This window comes from Pseudomonas sp. OTU750018, from assembly GCF_011636575.1.
Taxonomy (GTDB): Bacteria; Pseudomonadota; Gammaproteobacteria; order Pseudomonadales; family Pseudomonadaceae; genus Aquipseudomonas; species Aquipseudomonas peli.
The window spans coordinates 193842-209897 of sequence record NZ_JAAPAU010000002.1 but is presented as its reverse complement, the minus strand read 5'-3'; the positions used below and the strand labels follow the sequence as shown (position 1 = coordinate 209897).

Sequence of the window (16056 nt, the reverse complement as noted above, 5' to 3'; positions counted from 1 at the left end):
GACCAGTAGGCTAGCGTGCCATCGGCCAGGCGCAACAGCTCGGCACAACAAGAATTACGGCACCTGCCGAATGAGGAATCGACATGCAACAGCCCTCGTGGACACCCTCCAAGGAACGTATCGCCGCGACGCGGATGGACAGCTTCCGCCGCTTCGTCAATCAGCACCACAGCCTGCAACTGGCCGACTATCCGGCCCTGCACGCCTGGAGCGTGGCGCAGCGCGAGTCCTTCTGGCAGGCAATTGTCGAGTTCTTTGAAATACGCTTTAACGCCCAACCCGAGGCAGTGCTGCAAGAAAGCAGCGCCATGCCCAGCGCTCACTGGTTTCCTGGCGCGACGCTGAACTTTGCCGAACACCTGCTGCGCCGCCGCGATAACTACCCTGCCCTGGTGGCTATCGGTGAAGACGGTTCCCGCGAGCAACTGAGCTATGCCGAACTAGCCGCCCATGTCGCGGGTTTGCAACGCAGCCTGCGCGCTGCCGGCGTGGGTATTGGCGACCGCGTTGCTGCCTTTATGCCCAACACCTGGCAAACCCTGGTCGGCATGCTTGCCGCCAGCAGCCTCGGTGCAACCTGGTCGAGCTGCTCGCCGGACTTTGGCACCCAGGGCGTGATCGACCGCTTCGGCCAGATCGAGCCCAAGGTGCTGATCGCCGCCGCCGGCTATCGCTACGCCGGTAAGAACCTCGACCTGACTGCCAAGCTCAATGAAATCCTCGAACGCCTGCCCTCACTCGAACAGCTGATTGTGGTGCCCTATTCCAACGCCCAGGCCAAAGCCGCCGACTTCCACTCGGAAGCCAAAGTTGCGTTGTGGCAGGACTTCTACCAGGCCGGCGGCGAGCCCGAATTTACGCAGGTGCCGTTCGATCACCCGCTTTATATCCTCTACTCCAGCGGCACCACCGGCGTACCCAAGTGCATCGTGCACGGCACTGGCGGCACTCTGTTGCAGCACGTCAAAGAACTCGGCCTGCACACCGACCTGCACGCCGACGACACGCTGTTCTACTACACCACCTGCGGCTGGATGATGTGGAACTGGTTGGTCTCGGGCCTGGCTATGGGCGCAACTCTGGTGCTGTTTGACGGCTCGCCCTTCCATCCGGGTGCCGAGCGGCTGATCGATCTGATCGATGCGGAAAACATCAGCATCTTCGGCACCAGCGCCAAGTTTCTCGCTGCCCTGGAAAAAGCCGGGGCCAGGCCCGGCAGCACGCACAAACTGCAACAGCTCAAGGCCATTCTGTCGACCGGCTCGCCGCTGTCCCACGAGAGTTTCGAGTACGTCTACCGCGAGATCAAAGCCGATATCTGCCTGTCATCGATCTCCGGCGGCACCGATATCGTATCCTGCTTCGCCCTCGGCAACCCGGTGCTGCCGGTGTGGCGCGGCGAGCTGCAATGCAAGGGCTTGGGCATGGACGTGCAGGTGTGGAACGACGCAGGCCAACCGGTAACAGGCAAGAAAGGCGAACTGGTCTGCGCACAGCATTTCCCCTCTATGCCGGTGGGCTTCTGGAAGGATGCCGATGGCAGCAAGTTCCAGGCGGCCTACTTCGAGACTTTCCCCGGCATCTGGGCCCATGGCGATTACGCGGAAGTCACCGCCCATGGTGGGGTGGTCATTCACGGCCGCAGTGACGCGGTACTCAATCCCGGTGGCGTGCGTATCGGCACCGCGGAGATCTACCGCCAGGTGGAAAAGGTCGAAGCCGTGCTGGAGTCCATCGCCATCGGCCAGGAGTGGGACGACGATGTGCGCGTGGTGCTGTTTGTCCGTCTGCGCGAGGGCATCGAACTGACTGACGCGCTGCAAACGCAGATCCGCCAGGTGATTCGCGCCAACACCACACCGCGCCATGTACCGGCGAAGATCATCGCCGTAGCGGATATCCCGCGCACCATCAGCGGCAAGATCGTCGAACTGGCGGTGCGCAACGTGGTACACGGCAAACCGGTGAAGAACACCGACGCCCTGGCCAACCCACAGGCGCTGGAGTTATACCGCGACCTAGCAGAACTACGGGACTAAAGTACCAAAAACTCCAACCGAGCCAAGCGCACGGTGCTTATACTCCAAGTCAGTCGTTGTTGGAGTGCTGCCGTGGCTGTGCGCTGGATCTGTCTCGCTGTACTGCTAACCTCGCTGAGCCTAAGCGCAACAGCACAGGAACCGCTGGAGCTGCATATGCCGGACGCGCCGCCGCTGACCTTTGTCAGCTTTCAGGGTGGTTACGGCATGGTGGGCGATGTGGCATTGGCCGCCATTGCCCGCGCGGGGTATCTCAGCCATATCCATGTAACCCCCTGGGCTCGGGCCCAGCAGCGGGTCAGCCGTGGCAACAACCTGCTGATTATCCCGCTCTCGCGCACGCCGGAACGCGAAGCGCTGTACACCTGGATCGCCCCTATTTCACCGCTTGAGCGCGCCTTCTTCAGCCTCGACACGCCAGTGGCCGACTTTGCCGAAGCGCGCCAGCGTTACAAGCGTATCGCCGTCGGTCTGGGCACCGCACAGATGGAAATACTCAAGCGCGAAGGGTTTACCGATAAGCAGATTGTCAGCCTCAAGCTTGGCGATAACCCCACACGCATGCTCGAACTGGGCCGCGTCGATGCCTGGTTTACCGGGGTTCCGGAAGGGTTGTACCTGTGGCCGAAAAGTGACAATCGATTGCAGATGAGCCCCGTGCTGGCCAGTACCGATCTGTACCTAGCCTGCTCCAAAGCGTGCGACGCAGACTTGCAGGACAATCTGCGCAAAGCGGTCGACGCGCTACGTGCCGAAGGCATGATCCAACGTATTCAGGACGCCTATCAACCCGCGCGCTGACAGCGGACATCCGTGTCGCCACCGGTGTTTAAATGCCTTTGCGCCCAGGGTCCTCAGGCAGCTGCTCCTCTTCGATATCCTCCAGCTTCAACTCCAGCCCCCACTCGCCCGCCGAAGCAGCGGGTGTCGAAGGTGCTACGGGTGTTGCTGCGGCGGCCACTGCCGCAGGGGCTGCGGCAGGCGCCGAGGCTCCGGGGTTATCACGATAGAGTTTGAGCTTGAGGCGCACGTTGTTCGCCGAATCGGCGTTTTTCACCGCTTCTTCTTCATCAATCGAGCCATCGTTGACCAGGTCGATCAGCGCCTGATCGAAGGTTTGCATGCCGAGGTTTTTCGACTTTTCCATGATTTCCTTGATCTCGGAAAACTCGTTGCGCTTGATCAGGTCACGAATGGTCGGCGTGCCGAGCAGCACTTCCACCGCCGCCCGGCGCTTACCGTCGATGGTCTTGACCAGCCGTTGGGAGACAAATGCCTTGAGGTTGTTCCCCAGATCATTGAGTAGCTGCGGACGCCGGTCTTCCGGAAAAAAGTTGATGATACGGTCCAGCGCCTGGTTGGCGTTGTTCGCGTGCAACGTGGAGATTGCCAGGTGGCCGGTGTCAGCAAAGGCCAGGGCATGTTCCATGGTCTCGCGGTCGCGAATTTCGCCGATCAGAATAACGTCCGGGGCCTGACGCAGGGTGTTCTTCAGCGCCGCATGAAAGCTGCGTGTATCCACGCCCACTTCGCGCTGATTGATTATCGACTTCTTATGTTTGTGCACATACTCAACCGGGTCTTCGATGGTGATGATATGGCCGCCACTGTTGCGGTTGCGGTAGTCGATCAGCGCCGCCAGCGAGGTCGACTTGCCCGAGCCCGTGCCACCGACGAACAGCACCAGCCCGCGTTTTTCCATCACCGTCTTGAGCAGCACCTCCGGCAGTTTGAGGTCTTCAAACTTGGGGATATCCATCTTGATATTGCGCGCCACGATCGACACTTCGTTGCGCTGTTTGAAAATATTGATGCGAAAGCGCCCAACACTGGCAATCGAGATCGCCAGGTTCATTTCCAGCTCACGCTCGAACTCCTCACGCTGCGCGCTATCCATCACCGAATCGGCAATCGCGGCCACCTCGCCGGCCTTTAGTGGTTCAGCACTGAGTGCCTTGAGCACGCCATTGAACTTGGCGCAGGGCGGCGCCCCGGTGGAAAGATAAAGGTCGGACCCGTCCTGGCTGGACAGGATTTTGAGCATGGCGTTGAGGTCCATAACGAGCTATCCCGTGAGTTGGATGTATTACGTTAGGCCAAGATTTCGCATCGCTCCTGAGAAAATCGGAGCGTGCCTGGTTCAGGCGCTAAGCGGTTGAGAATACTGGCACAATAGGTTGATTGAATTCCGAGGAGCCCGTCATGGCTAAGGCAATGGCCCGCCACATTCTGGTGAAAAACGAAGCAGAAGCCGCTGCGCTGAAAAAACGCATCGCTGCTGGTGAAGCCTTCGATGTGCTGGCACGCAAGTACTCAACCTGCCCCTCCGGCAAGAAAGGCGGCGATCTGGGTGAAGTGCGCCCTGGGCAGATGGTGCGCGCTATTGATCAAGTCATTTTCAAAAAGCCTGTGCGTGAAGTGCACGGACCGGTGAAAAGCCAGTTTGGTTACCATCTGGTGCAGGTCTTCTACCGCGAGTGATCTGCCATGACGCCTGAACACATTGCTGCTTTTTGCCTGAACCTGCCGGGTGTCCGTGAGGACATTAAATGGGGCGGCGTGCGGGTATTCTCAGTGGCGGAGAGCAAGATGTTCGCCTTGTTTCACTTGGGCAGCCATGACGGCCTAGCCTTTAAGGTGGATGACGATCTCTTCCTTGGCTATTGCGACCGCCCCGGCATCCGCCCTGCTCCTTATCTGGCCCGCGCCCGCTGGATAAGCATGGCCACACCCTACCCGATGAGCGATGGCGAACTGCAAGCCCTGCTAACGCGCTCCCATCAGCTGGTGGTCGGCAAACTACCCAAACGCCTGAAGCTAGCACTGCTGCTTGACTCGCCAACAGCGGACGGATGACTAACGCAGGCTCTGTGCGCGGCTCGGATGCCCGGCGCAGGGACAGCAACGACGCTGGCTTGACGGAGCAAGCTGACCGGTCATGTCAGAAAGCTGCCAGCAGTCTTCATTGATCAGCTGAGTTAACCTGCTCAGCATCCCACTGCGATATAAGGCCGCCACGTGTTCTCCTCTGAGCGTTTGAAAGGCATCGATGTTTTCGTCTGCGTCGCCGAACTGGGCAGCTTTACTGCGGCGGCAGAGCGCCTGAGCCTGACCAGCTCGGCGGTGAGTAAAGGCATTGCACGACTGGAAAGTCGCCTCGATATACGCCTGTTTGAGCGCACCACGCGCCGATTGGCGCTGACTGACGCGGGTACAGCCTTCTACCGAACCTGCACCCGCGTACTCTCCGACCTTGAAGAATCGGAGCTGGCTCTGCATGCCGAGTTCCTCGAACCGCGCGGAAGGATCCGCATCGATCTGCCGGCATCCTATGGACGCTTGCACGTGCTGCCGGTGATCTTGAACTTCGTGAAGCAATATCCGTTATTGACGCCGCATATTTCCTTTACCGACAGCTTTGTTGAACCGGCTGATCAGGGCATAGACCTGCTGGTGCGTATCGGCGGTTCAGACGTGTGGCCGATGACCTTGGGCCACCGCTACCTGGGTGCTGAGCGGTTGATCTACTGCGCCGCCCCCGAATACCTATCCAGGCGTGGCATGCCGACCACTGAAACCGCGCTTGAAGATCATGACTGCGTGCTCTACGGCCTCAGTAATGGCCTGGTTAGCCCTTGGTATCGAGAAGGCCCACAGCCCGGCGACAAGAAGCGTCGAATCATGCCGGCACGCATCGCCGTGGGAGATGGCGAGGGTGAAGTACTGGCTGTGCTGGCAGGCTATGGCATTGCGCAATTGCCCACGTGGCTGGTGCAAACGCATTTAGATAGCGGAGCCTTGGTTGAAGTGCTGCCGCAGCTGTCCAGTGATGGCCTGCCGATGAACTTGGTTTGGCTGAAAAAGCGCGAAACACTGCCCAAAGTCAACGCGCTGTTAGAGGTCTTAGCCAAGTGTTTATCCCCCAGTGGCCACACATTGCCGACACCACCAGATAAGTGAATTAAAATCAGTAATTGTTAGAAAAAACGCCACAAATAGACCGCTAAAGAATCAATACCATAGCGCCCTCCCCAACCAAGAGCGTCGTTATGAGTGCTATCGATTCATCCAGCCCCCAGGTTATGCCTGCGGCTGGCTCTTCACTCAGCATTATCATCCTGGCCATCTCGGCTTTTTTGATCGTAACCACTGAGTTTCTGATCATCGGCCTACTGCCCGCCCTGGCCCGTGACCTCGGCGTTTCAATTGCCGCAGCCGGCCAGCTGGTCACGCTGTTCGCCTTTACAGTCATGCTCTTCGGCCCACCCCTTACCGCCGCCCTCGCCCACTTGGACAGAAAAAAGCTGTTTATCGCGATCTTGCTGGTCTTCGCATTCGCCAATGCTCTGGCGGCACTGTCTTCGAACATCTGGGTGCTGGCTCTCGCACGTTTTATCCCCGCGCTGATGCTGCCGGTCTTTTGGGGTACGGCCAGTGAAACGGCAGCCCAGCTGGCCGGCCCAGCCAAAGCAGGCCAGGCCATTGCCCGGGTCTACCTGGGCATTACCGCTGCGCTGCTGTTGGGTATTCCATTGGGGACGCTGGCAGCTAACGGGATTGGCTGGCGAGGCGCCTTTGCATTGCTGGCTGGGTTGTCACTGCTGATGGCAGTGGCTGTACTGGTCTGTATGCCTGCTGTCGCGCGTGCCGAGCGGGTCGACTTCCTGAAACAGGCACGTATTTTCAAGGAGCCGTTGTTTCTGGCCAATGTCGCACTGTCGATCATTATCTTCAGCGCTATGTTCGTTGCGTACACCTACCTGGCCGACATGCTGGAACGCCTAGCTAGTGTGGCGCCAGCAGATGTCGGGTGGTGGATGATGGGGTTTGGCGCCGTCGGCCTGATTGGCAATTGGATGGGCGGCAAAGCGGTGGATCACTCGCCACTCAACGCCACGGCTTTGTTTGTGGCACTGCTTGCACTGGGAATGGCAGCGGTGACGCCTCTGGCAGGAGCAGGCGTACTGGTGTGTATCGCGCTCGCGCTGTGGGGCATTGCCAACACGGCGCTGTACCCGATTTGCCAGGTCCGAGTCATGAACTCGGTGGCGCATTCTCAGGCGCTGGCAGGCACAACCAACGTATCCGCGGCCAACGCCGGGATAGGGATCGGCGCGCTGGTCGGCGGCCTAACCATCCAAACCGCGGGTATCGGCTATGTCGGCTATGTCGCTGCAGCCGTTGCCGGTGTGGCGTTATTAATGGTTCCGTGGGTCCATCGCCTGGCAACGCGCGCTACCCACTGCACTGAGTAACGTGCTGCCAGCCGTCGACGTTCACAAAGTGTACGCATGAGTGGCTGATACTCGTCGCGCTGAGGGGCAATCGCAGCAGATAGCAGCGTCGAACAGACACTCCGCCTGTCCATCCGCTGCCTTTTGCGGCCGTAAACCGCTACAATCGCGCCCCTTTCGCGCCCGTGCGCCCGTTTATCTGGACCAAGATTCGTGATCTCCACCGCCAACATCACCATGCAATTCGGGGCTAAGCCCTTGTTCGAGAACGTTTCCGTCAAGTTTGGCGGCGGCAATCGTTACGGTCTGATCGGGGCCAACGGCTGCGGCAAGTCGACCTTTATGAAAATTCTCGGCGACGATTTAGAGCCGAGCGGTGGCCAGGTGATGCTGGAGCCGAACGTACGCCTGGGTAAGTTGCGTCAGGACCAGTTCGCCTATGAAGAATTCACGGTGATCGACACCGTGATCATGGGTCACGAAGAGCTGTGGAAAGTCAAAGCCGAACGCGACCGTATCTATTCCTTGGCGGAAATGAGCGAAGAAGACGGCATGAAGGTCGGTGAACTCGAAGGTGAGTTCGCCGAGATGGACGGTTACACCGCAGAATCCCGCGCCGGTGAGTTGCTGCTGGGCCTGGGTATTCCGCTGGAGCAGCATTTTGGCCCGATGAGCGAAGTAGCGCCCGGCTGGAAACTGCGCGTGTTGCTGGCCCAGGCGCTGTTCTCCGATCCGGAAGTGCTGCTGCTGGACGAACCGACCAACCACCTGGATATCAACACCATCCGCTGGCTGGAAAACATCCTGACCCAGCGTAACAGCACCATGATCATCATCTCGCACGACCGTCACTTCCTGAACAGCGTGTGCACGCACATGGCGGACCTGGATTACGGCGAGCTGCGCCTATTCCCAGGCAACTACGATGAATACATGACCGCCGCAACCCAGTCGCGCGAGCAGTTGCTGTCCGAAAACGCCAAGAAAAAGGCGCAGATCAACGAGCTGCAAAGCTTCGTCAGCCGCTTCTCGGCCAACGCCTCGAAATCCAAGCAGGCTTCCTCGCGTGCTAAGCAGATCGACAAGATCCAGTTGGCCGAGGTCAAACCGTCCAGCCGTGTCAGCCCGTTCATTCGCTTCGAACAGAACAAGAAGCTGCACCGCCAGGCCGTCATGATCGAGAAAATGGCCAAGGGTTTCGACGGCAAGGAGCTGTTCAAGAACTTCAGCTTCCAGGTTGAAGCGGGCGAGCGCGTAGCCATCATCGGCCCGAACGGTATTGGTAAAACCACCCTGCTGCGCACCCTGGTTGGCGAACTGGCACCGGATGCCGGTGCGGTGAAATGGACCGACAGCGCAGAAATCGGCTACTACGCCCAGGACCACGCTCACGACTTCGAAGACGACGTCAGCCTGTTCGATTGGATGGGCCAGTGGACCACCGGCGAGCAAATGATCCGCGGCACCCTGGGTCGTATGCTGTTCAGCAACGACGAGATTCTCAAGTCGGTAAAAGTCATCTCCGGTGGTGAGCAAGGCCGCATGCTGTTCGGCAAGCTGATTCTGCAAAAGCCTAACGTGCTGGTGATGGACGAACCGACCAACCACTTGGACATGGAATCCATCGAAGCGCTGAACTTGGCGCTGGAAAACTACCCAGGCACACTGATCTTCGTTAGCCACGACCGCGAGTTCGTGGGCTCCCTGGCTACGCGCATCATCGAGTTGTCAGCCAACGGCATTACGGACTTCAGCGGTACCTACGATGACTACCTGCGCAGCCAGGGCGTGATCGTCTAACCGGTTTGTCGCCGGCATAAAAAAGCCCGCTCACTGAGCGGGCTTTTTGTTGGGTGCGGTTATTACGCTGAGGCGAACAAACCACCGATCTGGGCGTGCGCTGCCGCAAAGGCATTCGCGCGCGGCTCATCACCGTAAGCCAGCCCTTCGGCGCGCACAATTTCAATATCGGTAATGCCGAGGAAGCGCAGCACCAGCAGCAAATACTCTTCATGGGCCTGACCGCTTGGTTGGCCCGCATGAATACCGCCTGCGGTGGACACGATCACCACCTTCTTGCCACCTGCCAGGCCCTTGGGGCCATTCTCGTCGTAAGCAAAGGTTTTACCGGCGACAGCCACGCGGTCAATCCAGGCCTTGAGCTGGGTCGGCACGGTGAAGTTGTACATCGGCGCGCCAATCACGATGGCATCGGCCGCGAGAAACTCGTTGAGGGTGCCTTCCGCCAGCTCGACTTCATGCTTTTGCGCCGCATCGCGCAGCTCCGCAGGTGTACCGCCGGCGACCAGACTGGCGGCGGACAGATGGCTCAGCGCATCGCTGGCCAGATCGCGATAGCTCACCTGAGCTTCAGGTTCAGCGGCCAGCCAGGCGTCGACCACGGCACGGCTGAGTTGGCGAGAAGCAGACGAGTCGCCGAGGATGCTGGAATCGAGGTGCAGTAGTTTCATGACAATCTCCAAAGTGAGATCGCCCCACGGCGATCAAGATGTTGGAGATACTATCGATGAAAGCAATGGCCGATTAGTCCGTGCAAATGCGATAGTTCGTCCCACTGATAGGACGATAAAACCATGCATGACCTCAATGACCTGTTTTATTTTGCCAAAGTGGTAGAAGTCGGCGGCTTTGCCGCCGCCGGGCGCACCCTGGGCATTCCCAAATCCCGCCTGTCACGACGCATTGCCGAGCTGGAAAATCGCCTCGGCGCGCGCCTGCTGCAACGCACCACACGCAAACTGGCATTGACCGACATTGGTGAGCGCTACCTGCGCCATTGCCAAGCCATGCTGCAGGAGGCCGAACAGGCCGAGGAAACCGTGGCCAGCCTGACCAGCGAGCCGCGCGGCCGCCTACGTGTCAGCGCCCCAGGCGGCATTGCTTTGCTTTCGGAGTTGGTGGTGAGCTTTCTCGCGGCCTATCCCAAGGTGCAGTTGGAGCTGATTCAGACCAACCGGCGTATTGATCTGCTCAACGAGGGCGTAGACGTCGCCTTGCGCGTGCGCAGCGCCGAGGATGAAGACCCGACGCTAATCACCCGGCGCTTGCGCCCCGCGCAGGCCTTTATGGTTGCCGCACCGGCCCTGATGGAGCACGCGCGGGTCAGCACACCTGACGATCTGGCGAAACTGCCGGCCCTGGGCGCACTGGAAGCGGACCGCAAAATTCACCTGCGTTTGCAGGATGACAATGGGCGCGTGCAGGAAGTGGTGCTGGACGCGCGCCTGGCCATTGAGGACTTCAACGTCCGCAAACATGCAGCGATGTGCGGCCTCGGATTTACCATGTTGCCCGCGCCCCTGTGCCTGGATGAACTGGCCGATGGACGACTGATCCGCTTGCTACCGGACTGGGCACTGCCTGCTGCCCACCTGCAAGCGGTGTACACCCACAGACGCGGCATGCTACCAGCCGTTCGGGCATGGATTGAGCATATCAGCGACGCCTTCAGCCGCTGGGACCAACCGATTTAGCGCCGCTGCATCAGCTGTAACGGCGCAATAACTCACCGAACAGCTGGCCATCCAACAACAGCCAGTCAATCCATACCAGCTGATGGGCTGCAACAATCAGCCAAACCACCAGCTGGAAGGAGAGCTTGCGCGTTTTGTGCCGAAAGCACTGCTGCGCGATCAACGCGCCGGGCCAGCCACCCAGCGACTCGACCAGATGCAATGCTTTTTCCGGCGTGCGCCAACGGCCTCGCTGGGCACTGGACTTGTCCTGCCAGTACTGCACAAAACTGATCAGGCTGGCGAGCGGGTAAGCAACCAGCACCCACACAAAACCAGACGTTAGGAACAGCTGCCAAGCGCCCATTAGAGGCAACACACACAACGCCGTCAGTAGCACTAACTTCAGTCCGAGGTGCTGAATCGGCTCATGGCTGCGCCCCGACGAAACCTGACGCACCCTGGCTTTCGCTGATGGTGCAACCCTGGGCTTAACAGCGCGAGGCTTACGGCGAATCGCCGGACTGTCCAACGCAAGTTCGCCAGCAACGCGGATATGCTCGGCGCGGGCACGCCCCTGAGGGTCCTTACCCGGCACGTACATCACCTGATCCCCGGCCACGGGGCGACGGTCGCCGCGCATGGCCGAGATATGCGCAAAAAGCTCAGTCCCGCCCTGCTCCGGCTGGATAAAACCAAAGCCTTTGTCGTCATTCCAGCTGCGCAACACGCCGCGTTGTTCCATTCCCATTACTCTCAACAGGTATACGCCGCGCGCACTCTAGCAGCCTGGGAAATGGCGATCCAAAAACTCAAGCAGATACTGATTAACCTGCTCAGCCTGCTCGTTCTGGATCCAGTGCCCACAATCCTTTAGGACGTGCTGCTGCAAGTCATCCACCCATTCCGGCATTTTCTTCAGGGTGTAGGCTTCCAGTTTGCCTACCGGGTCATGGTCACCGATCAAGAACAGCGTCGGCGGTTTGATCGTCTGCCCTTGTAATGGCTCGGTCACGTGCCAGTTGCGTTCGAAGTTGCGGTACCAATTCAACGCTCCCCGTAAACCGTGCTGAGCAAAGGTGTGGCGATACACCGCAAAGTCGTCCTCCGTGCACCAGTTGGGCAGCGCGCCCACCTGCATGTCGTCCTCGAACAAACGCCCATCAGCAGGCTTGTCCTGCAGTAACAGGTTTCGCTCCTCGAAGTACATGAGCAGACGCAGGGTGCGGTCGATGTCAGCGTCCAACTCGTGTTCGGCGCGGCCAGGTTCCTGAAAGTAGAGGATGTAATTGAATCGCCCAGCACTGGCCTCACGCATGATCTCGGTGGCTGGGCGACGAGGCCGCCCGGCAAAAGGCACCGACAGAGTGATGAGGGCTTTGATCCGCACGGGCTCAAGCAGTGCCAGATACCAGGCGACCATTGCGCCCCAATCATGGCCGACCATTGCCACCTGAGTGTGGCCAAAGTGATCCATGGCCGTACGTATGTCAGCGCACAGCGTCAGTACGTCATAGGCCGCTACGTCCGCCGGCGCCTCGCTGCGGCCATACCCACGCATCTCAGGCATGAACACCCGATAGCCGGCCGCGACCAACGGATCAACCTGCTGACGCCAGGAATACCAGCACTCCGGAAAACCGTGCAATAACCACACAGGCGCGCCCTGTTCTGGCCCTGCGCAGTAAAGACTGAGGGATATACCGTTGAGATCGAGTTGGAAATGATCGGCCGTATTGTGCATGGCACCTCCTGTGTGAAGTCCCACTATGACAAAGGCGCACCCTGGGGTGCGCCTTTATTCATCCGACGAATACAAGGGCAGCAATCAGCCCTGCGCCGTGCTCCAGTCAATCCACTGTAACTGCCAGGTCGCCAGAATCAACAAGCCAAACCCGATGCGGTACCAGGCGAACGCTGCATAACTGTGCTTACCGATAAAGCTGAGCAGTGCCCGCACCGCAATCATGGCGAAAATAAACGAGGTGACAAAACCAATGGCAAACACCGGCAGATCACTGGCCTGGAACAGGTCACGGTACTTGTAGCCGGAGTAGACCGCAGCACCGACCATGGTCGGCATGGCAAGGAAGAAGGAAAACTCGGTGGCCGCCTTGCGCGACAAGCCGAACAACAAGCCGCCGATAATCGTCGCGCCGGAGCGTGAAGTACCCGGAATCATCGCCAGACACTGAGCAAAACCAATCTTAAGCGCGTCCTTCCAGGTCATGTCGTCGACGCTCTCGGCGTGCACCAGGTGCGTGCGCCGCTCGGCCCAGAGCATGATCACCCCACCCACCACCAACGCCAGCGCCACGGTGATCGGGTTGAACAGGTAATGATGAATAAGATCGGCGAACAGCACACCCAGCGCCACGGCCGGCAGAAAGGCGATCAGCAAATTGGCGGTAAACCGTTGAGCCTGCGGCTCTTTGGGCAGACCGATGACAATGTCGAGGATCTTGCGCCGGTACTCCCAGACCACAGCGAGAATCGCCCCCAGCTGGATGATGATGTTGAAGGCCATCGCCCGCTCACCGCCAAAACCAATCAGGTCCGCGACGATGATCTGGTGTCCGGTACTGGAAATGGGCAAGAACTCCGTAATGCCTTCCACGATACCCAAAATCAGTGCCTGAACAGCCACCCAAAGATCCATCCTCACTCCTCAATACGTGCGCACCGGCACGAACAGCAACATTATGATGACGAACTCGCGAGGGCCTCCGACCAACCGGCTATTAAAAGGTTCCGGCCGGCAGAATAAATAATCAAATCACACACTTAACCCGCACCGCGCGAATCCTAGCAGAGAACCTGAGTATTTAGGCTACAGCACGCTGTACTGGTCTCGACCTGATGAAAGCAATCGCCAACCGAGCCGTCACTAATCCACCAATTAGCCTAAGGTCTAAAGTAGCGAAGCAAGACTCATCATCTATAAGAGGCGACCCCGCGCCTAAACAACCAGGGAGCCCACCATGAATAACCTGCGCAGCTTGCCCATTAACCGTCGTCTTTGGCTGATTCTGGTGGTTGCCATTGTCATGCTGATTATTCAGGGCGCCCTGTTACTCAAGCAGATCGAGGCCGACCTATATGCCGCCAAATCTGAAAAAACCCAGCATGTGGTGCAAAGCGCCGCGGGCATTCTGCAGCATTACCATGCACTGGAAGCGGCGGGCGGAATCACCCGCGAAGCGGCGCAGAAACAGGCTGCAGAGATCATTCGTAACCTGCGCTACGACGGCCAGGAGTATTTCTGGATTAATGATCAGACCCCAGTGATGGTCATGCACCCGACCAACCCCAAACTGGAAGGGCAAAACCTCTCAGGTTTCAAAGACCCAGACGGCAAGGCACTGTTCAATGAAATGGTCGCTATCAGCAAAAGTCAGGGCGCTGGCCAGGTCAATTACCGTTGGCCCAAACCTGGTGCCAGTGACCCTGTGCCCAAGGTGTCGTATGTGCAACTGTTCCAGCCCTGGGGCTGGATCATCGGTTCAGGGGTTTATATCGATGATGTGCAGGCCGAGTTTCACACCCAGGCCTTGAAAACCCTGCTGATTGGCCTGGTGATTGCCGCCTTGGTGGCCCTGCTCATAGTGCTGATCGTGCGCAGCATCACCCAGCCCCTGCAGCACGCGGTCGATGCCATGGCCAATATTGCCAGCGGTGATGGCGACCTGACACGAACCCTCGATACCCAGGGCAACGACGAATTGTCCGCTTTGTCCCGTCACTTCAATGCGTTTACGGAAAAGTTACGCCAGGTGATCAAACACTCCCTCGACTCTGCCGGCCAACTCGATGCTGCTGCCCGCAACCTCGGTGATGTTGCGGGCCAATCGCAACAGCACAGCGAGCAGCAGTCGCAGCAAATGGAACTGGTTGCCACAGCGATCAATGAAGTGACTTATGGCGTGCAGGATGTGGCAAAAAATGCCGAACACGCCGCTACAGAGGTGCACACGGCCGAAGAGCAAGCGCTGCAAGGTCAGCAGAACATTGAAGCCAGCCTGCGCCAGATCAATGCGCTGTCCGCCACCATCGACCAAGCGGTAACGGTGATTCAGGCCCTGGCTCAGGAAAGCACGCAGATAGGCAGCGTATTAGAAGTTATCCGCTCGATTGCCGAACAAACCAACCTGCTCGCGCTAAACGCGGCCATCGAAGCCGCCCGTGCCGGTGAGCAAGGTCGTGGGTTTGCCGTGGTGGCCGATGAGGTGCGCCTGCTGGCGCAACGCACGCAAAAATCCACAGCGGAAATCCAGGTCATGATCGAGCGCCTGCAAGGCAACTCCGAAGCAGCCGTCAAGGTGATCAACGACAGCAGTCAAGCCTCTCAGCTGACCATCGAGCAAGCCCGTCAGGCCGGAACCAGCCTGACGTTAATCGCCAGCGGGCTGCGCAACCTCAGCGGTTTGAACGCTTCCATCGCCAGCGCCACACTGCAACAATCGCACGTGGTCGAAGACATCAATCAGAACGTCACCCAGGCAGCCAGCCTGGCCCATAACAACGCCCTGGCGGCGCAGCAATCCAGCGATGCCGGGCAATACTTAGGTCAGTTGGCTGAGCAGCTCAATCGTCTGCTTGGACAGTTCAGGGTATGAGAACGCAATGAGCAACATGGAACACCAGGAAGTCGACCTGAGCAAACCGCAAAACCAGGACCTGATTTGGGACTTGGACAGCATCGCCCGGCGCGAACTAGCGGAACGCTTTATCAAGCTGTTCGAGAACCGCCTGTGCGTGTATTCGGAGTCAACGCGGCAGTTGTACACCAACTACGACCTGCACTTCCCCAGCGATATGGGCCGCAAGATGGTGGTGCTGCCCAATCCCTATGCGTTTCACGACACCCTACATGGCATCGAGGCGCATGCAGTCCGTAAAACCGGGCTGTGCGTGCTGCCCGGCGTGGTCCTGCGCAAGCCTGGCTTGCTGCTGACTACGATGATCAAGGAAGGCGGCCCAGCACCGAAAACCATGCCGTTCAAACCAGCATTGGCGCAAATCATCAGCAACCAGAAGAAGGCAGGCGATATCTTCCTGCCAATCATGATGAAGGGCGACCTGCGTGAGTTTGATCAGCAGATGCCCTATATCCACCTGCACCGCCTGCAGGTTAGTCGTCTGACACGACTATCGACCTTCGAGCGCGACGATATTCAGCAGTCCATTACGCGCAAACTGCTTATGCTCTATCGCCAGGCCGACAGTCTCACCTGCCACTGAGTCGCAGCCCTGCCGTGAGGGCAATAAAAAAGCGGGCATCCGTCAAGGAATGCCCGCTTTGTGCTTTAG

General features: G+C 58.8%; 15 protein-coding genes and 1 pseudogene. 11 read left to right on the top strand and 5 right to left on the bottom strand.

The window, feature by feature from the left end; all coding sequences use genetic code 11:
• Nucleotides 1-83: 83 nt before the first annotated feature.
• Together HCI85_RS09830 and HCI85_RS09825 are read left to right on the top strand one after the other, a co-directional pair.
• Nucleotides 84-2039 (top strand): acetoacetate--CoA ligase, encoded by a 1956-nt coding sequence (locus HCI85_RS09830; protein ID WP_167144577.1) that lies wholly within the window; start codon nucleotides 84-86, stop codon nucleotides 2037-2039.
• 156 nt (nucleotides 2040-2195) lie between these two features.
• Complete coding sequence (locus HCI85_RS09825) at nucleotides 2196-2840, top strand: substrate-binding periplasmic protein (protein ID WP_167144576.1); 645 nt, start codon at nucleotides 2196-2198, stop codon at nucleotides 2838-2840.
• A 28-nt stretch (nucleotides 2841-2868) separates the two neighbouring features.
• Here the strand turns inward: HCI85_RS09825 and HCI85_RS09820 are convergent, their stop codons facing one another.
• On the bottom strand, nucleotides 2869-4098 hold the full coding sequence (locus HCI85_RS09820) for a PilT/PilU family type 4a pilus ATPase (RefSeq protein ID WP_176600631.1): 1230 nt from the start codon (nucleotides 4096-4098) through the stop codon (nucleotides 2869-2871).
• Nucleotides 4099-4241: 143 nt separating this feature from the next.
• Between HCI85_RS09820 and HCI85_RS09815 the strand changes: the two genes are divergently transcribed.
• From HCI85_RS09815 to HCI85_RS09795, 5 genes are all read left to right on the top strand, one after another.
• Nucleotides 4242-4520 (top strand): peptidylprolyl isomerase, encoded by a 279-nt coding sequence (locus tag HCI85_RS09815; RefSeq protein ID WP_167144575.1) that lies wholly within the window; start codon nucleotides 4242-4244, stop codon nucleotides 4518-4520.
• A gap of 6 nt (nucleotides 4521-4526) precedes the next feature.
• Nucleotides 4527-4895 (top strand): MmcQ/YjbR family DNA-binding protein, encoded by a 369-nt coding sequence (locus HCI85_RS09810; RefSeq protein WP_167144574.1) that lies wholly within the window; start codon nucleotides 4527-4529, stop codon nucleotides 4893-4895.
• Between the two features lie 162 nt (nucleotides 4896-5057).
• Complete coding sequence (locus HCI85_RS09805; RefSeq protein ID WP_167144573.1) at nucleotides 5058-5999, top strand: LysR family transcriptional regulator; 942 nt, start codon at nucleotides 5058-5060, stop codon at nucleotides 5997-5999.
• Nucleotides 6000-6088: 89 nt separating this feature from the next.
• Entirely contained in the window at nucleotides 6089-7294 is a 1206-nt protein-coding gene (locus HCI85_RS09800) for an MFS transporter (RefSeq protein WP_167144572.1), read from the top strand.
• A gap of 192 nt (nucleotides 7295-7486) precedes the next feature.
• The gene (locus tag HCI85_RS09795) at nucleotides 7487-9073 is read left to right on the top strand and encodes an ABC-F family ATPase (protein ID WP_090255828.1); all 1587 of its coding nucleotides are present in this window, start codon (nucleotides 7487-7489) and stop codon (nucleotides 9071-9073) included.
• A gap of 62 nt (nucleotides 9074-9135) precedes the next feature.
• Here HCI85_RS09795 and HCI85_RS09790 read toward each other — a convergent pair whose 3' ends face one another.
• Nucleotides 9136-9744, bottom strand: coding sequence for an FMN-dependent NADH-azoreductase (locus HCI85_RS09790; RefSeq protein WP_167144571.1), 609 nt, complete (start codon nucleotides 9742-9744; stop codon nucleotides 9136-9138).
• 123 nt (nucleotides 9745-9867) lie between these two features.
• On the opposite strand from HCI85_RS09790, the gene HCI85_RS09785 reads away from it, so the two are divergent.
• Complete coding sequence (locus HCI85_RS09785; protein WP_167144570.1) at nucleotides 9868-10767, top strand: LysR substrate-binding domain-containing protein; 900 nt, start codon at nucleotides 9868-9870, stop codon at nucleotides 10765-10767.
• 10 nt (nucleotides 10768-10777) lie between these two features.
• Here HCI85_RS09785 and HCI85_RS09780 read toward each other — a convergent pair whose 3' ends face one another.
• From HCI85_RS09780 to HCI85_RS09770, 3 genes are all read right to left on the bottom strand, one after another.
• The gene (locus HCI85_RS09780) at nucleotides 10778-11491 is read right to left on the bottom strand and encodes a DUF1294 domain-containing protein (protein ID WP_167144569.1); all 714 of its coding nucleotides are present in this window, start codon (nucleotides 11489-11491) and stop codon (nucleotides 10778-10780) included.
• A gap of 36 nt (nucleotides 11492-11527) precedes the next feature.
• Complete coding sequence (locus tag HCI85_RS09775) at nucleotides 11528-12490, bottom strand: alpha/beta fold hydrolase (RefSeq protein ID WP_167144568.1); 963 nt, start codon at nucleotides 12488-12490, stop codon at nucleotides 11528-11530.
• 84 nt (nucleotides 12491-12574) lie between these two features.
• Nucleotides 12575-13405 carry an undecaprenyl-diphosphate phosphatase gene (locus HCI85_RS09770; protein ID WP_167144567.1) on the bottom strand — a complete coding sequence of 277 codons (831 nt, stop codon included), beginning with the start codon at nucleotides 13403-13405 and terminating at the stop codon, nucleotides 12575-12577.
• Nucleotides 13406-13727: 322 nt separating this feature from the next.
• Between HCI85_RS09770 and HCI85_RS21280 the strand changes: the two are divergent.
• From HCI85_RS21280 to HCI85_RS09760, 3 genes and pseudogenes are all read left to right on the top strand, one after another.
• Nucleotides 13728-14507 (top strand): annotated as a pseudogene (locus HCI85_RS21280) (cache domain-containing protein); the annotation flags it as partial.
• Between the two features lie 120 nt (nucleotides 14508-14627).
• Nucleotides 14628-15362 carry a methyl-accepting chemotaxis protein gene (locus tag HCI85_RS21275; RefSeq protein WP_446730787.1) on the top strand — a complete coding sequence of 245 codons (735 nt, stop codon included), beginning with the start codon at nucleotides 14628-14630 and terminating at the stop codon, nucleotides 15360-15362.
• Between the two features lie 7 nt (nucleotides 15363-15369).
• Nucleotides 15370-15987 carry a hypothetical protein gene (locus HCI85_RS09760; protein WP_090255835.1) on the top strand — a complete coding sequence of 206 codons (618 nt, stop codon included), beginning with the start codon at nucleotides 15370-15372 and terminating at the stop codon, nucleotides 15985-15987.
• Nucleotides 15988-16056 lie beyond the last annotated feature (69 nt).

What these genes read in the sequence shown, in the direction of transcription:
- HCI85_RS09770 (WP_167144567.1), bottom strand. Translation starts at nt 13,405, where the DNA reads ATGGATCTTTGGGTGGCTGTTCAGGCACTGATTTTGGGTATCGTGGAA.
- HCI85_RS09820 (WP_176600631.1), bottom strand. Translation starts at nt 4,098, where the DNA reads ATGGACCTCAACGCCATGCTCAAAATCCTGTCCAGCCAGGACGGGTCC.
- HCI85_RS09825 (WP_167144576.1), top strand. Translation starts at nt 2,196, where the DNA reads ATGCCGGACGCGCCGCCGCTGACCTTTGTCAGCTTTCAGGGTGGTTAC.
- HCI85_RS09760 (WP_090255835.1), top strand. Translation starts at nt 15,370, where the DNA reads ATGAGCAACATGGAACACCAGGAAGTCGACCTGAGCAAACCGCAAAAC.
- HCI85_RS09810 (WP_167144574.1), top strand. Translation starts at nt 4,527, where the DNA reads ATGACGCCTGAACACATTGCTGCTTTTTGCCTGAACCTGCCGGGTGTC.
- HCI85_RS21275 (WP_446730787.1), top strand. Translation starts at nt 14,628, where the DNA reads ATGGAACTGGTTGCCACAGCGATCAATGAAGTGACTTATGGCGTGCAG.
- HCI85_RS09790 (WP_167144571.1), bottom strand. Translation starts at nt 9,744, where the DNA reads ATGAAACTACTGCACCTCGATTCCAGCATCCTCGGCGACTCGTCTGCT.
- HCI85_RS09780 (WP_167144569.1), bottom strand. Translation starts at nt 11,491, where the DNA reads ATGGAACAACGCGGCGTGTTGCGCAGCTGGAATGACGACAAAGGCTTT.
- HCI85_RS09815 (WP_167144575.1), top strand. Translation starts at nt 4,242, where the DNA reads ATGGCTAAGGCAATGGCCCGCCACATTCTGGTGAAAAACGAAGCAGAA.
- HCI85_RS09830 (WP_167144577.1), top strand. Translation starts at nt 84, where the DNA reads ATGCAACAGCCCTCGTGGACACCCTCCAAGGAACGTATCGCCGCGACG.
- HCI85_RS09800 (WP_167144572.1), top strand. Translation starts at nt 6,089, where the DNA reads ATGAGTGCTATCGATTCATCCAGCCCCCAGGTTATGCCTGCGGCTGGC.
- HCI85_RS09785 (WP_167144570.1), top strand. Translation starts at nt 9,868, where the DNA reads ATGCATGACCTCAATGACCTGTTTTATTTTGCCAAAGTGGTAGAAGTC.
- HCI85_RS09775 (WP_167144568.1), bottom strand. Translation starts at nt 12,490, where the DNA reads ATGCACAATACGGCCGATCATTTCCAACTCGATCTCAACGGTATATCC.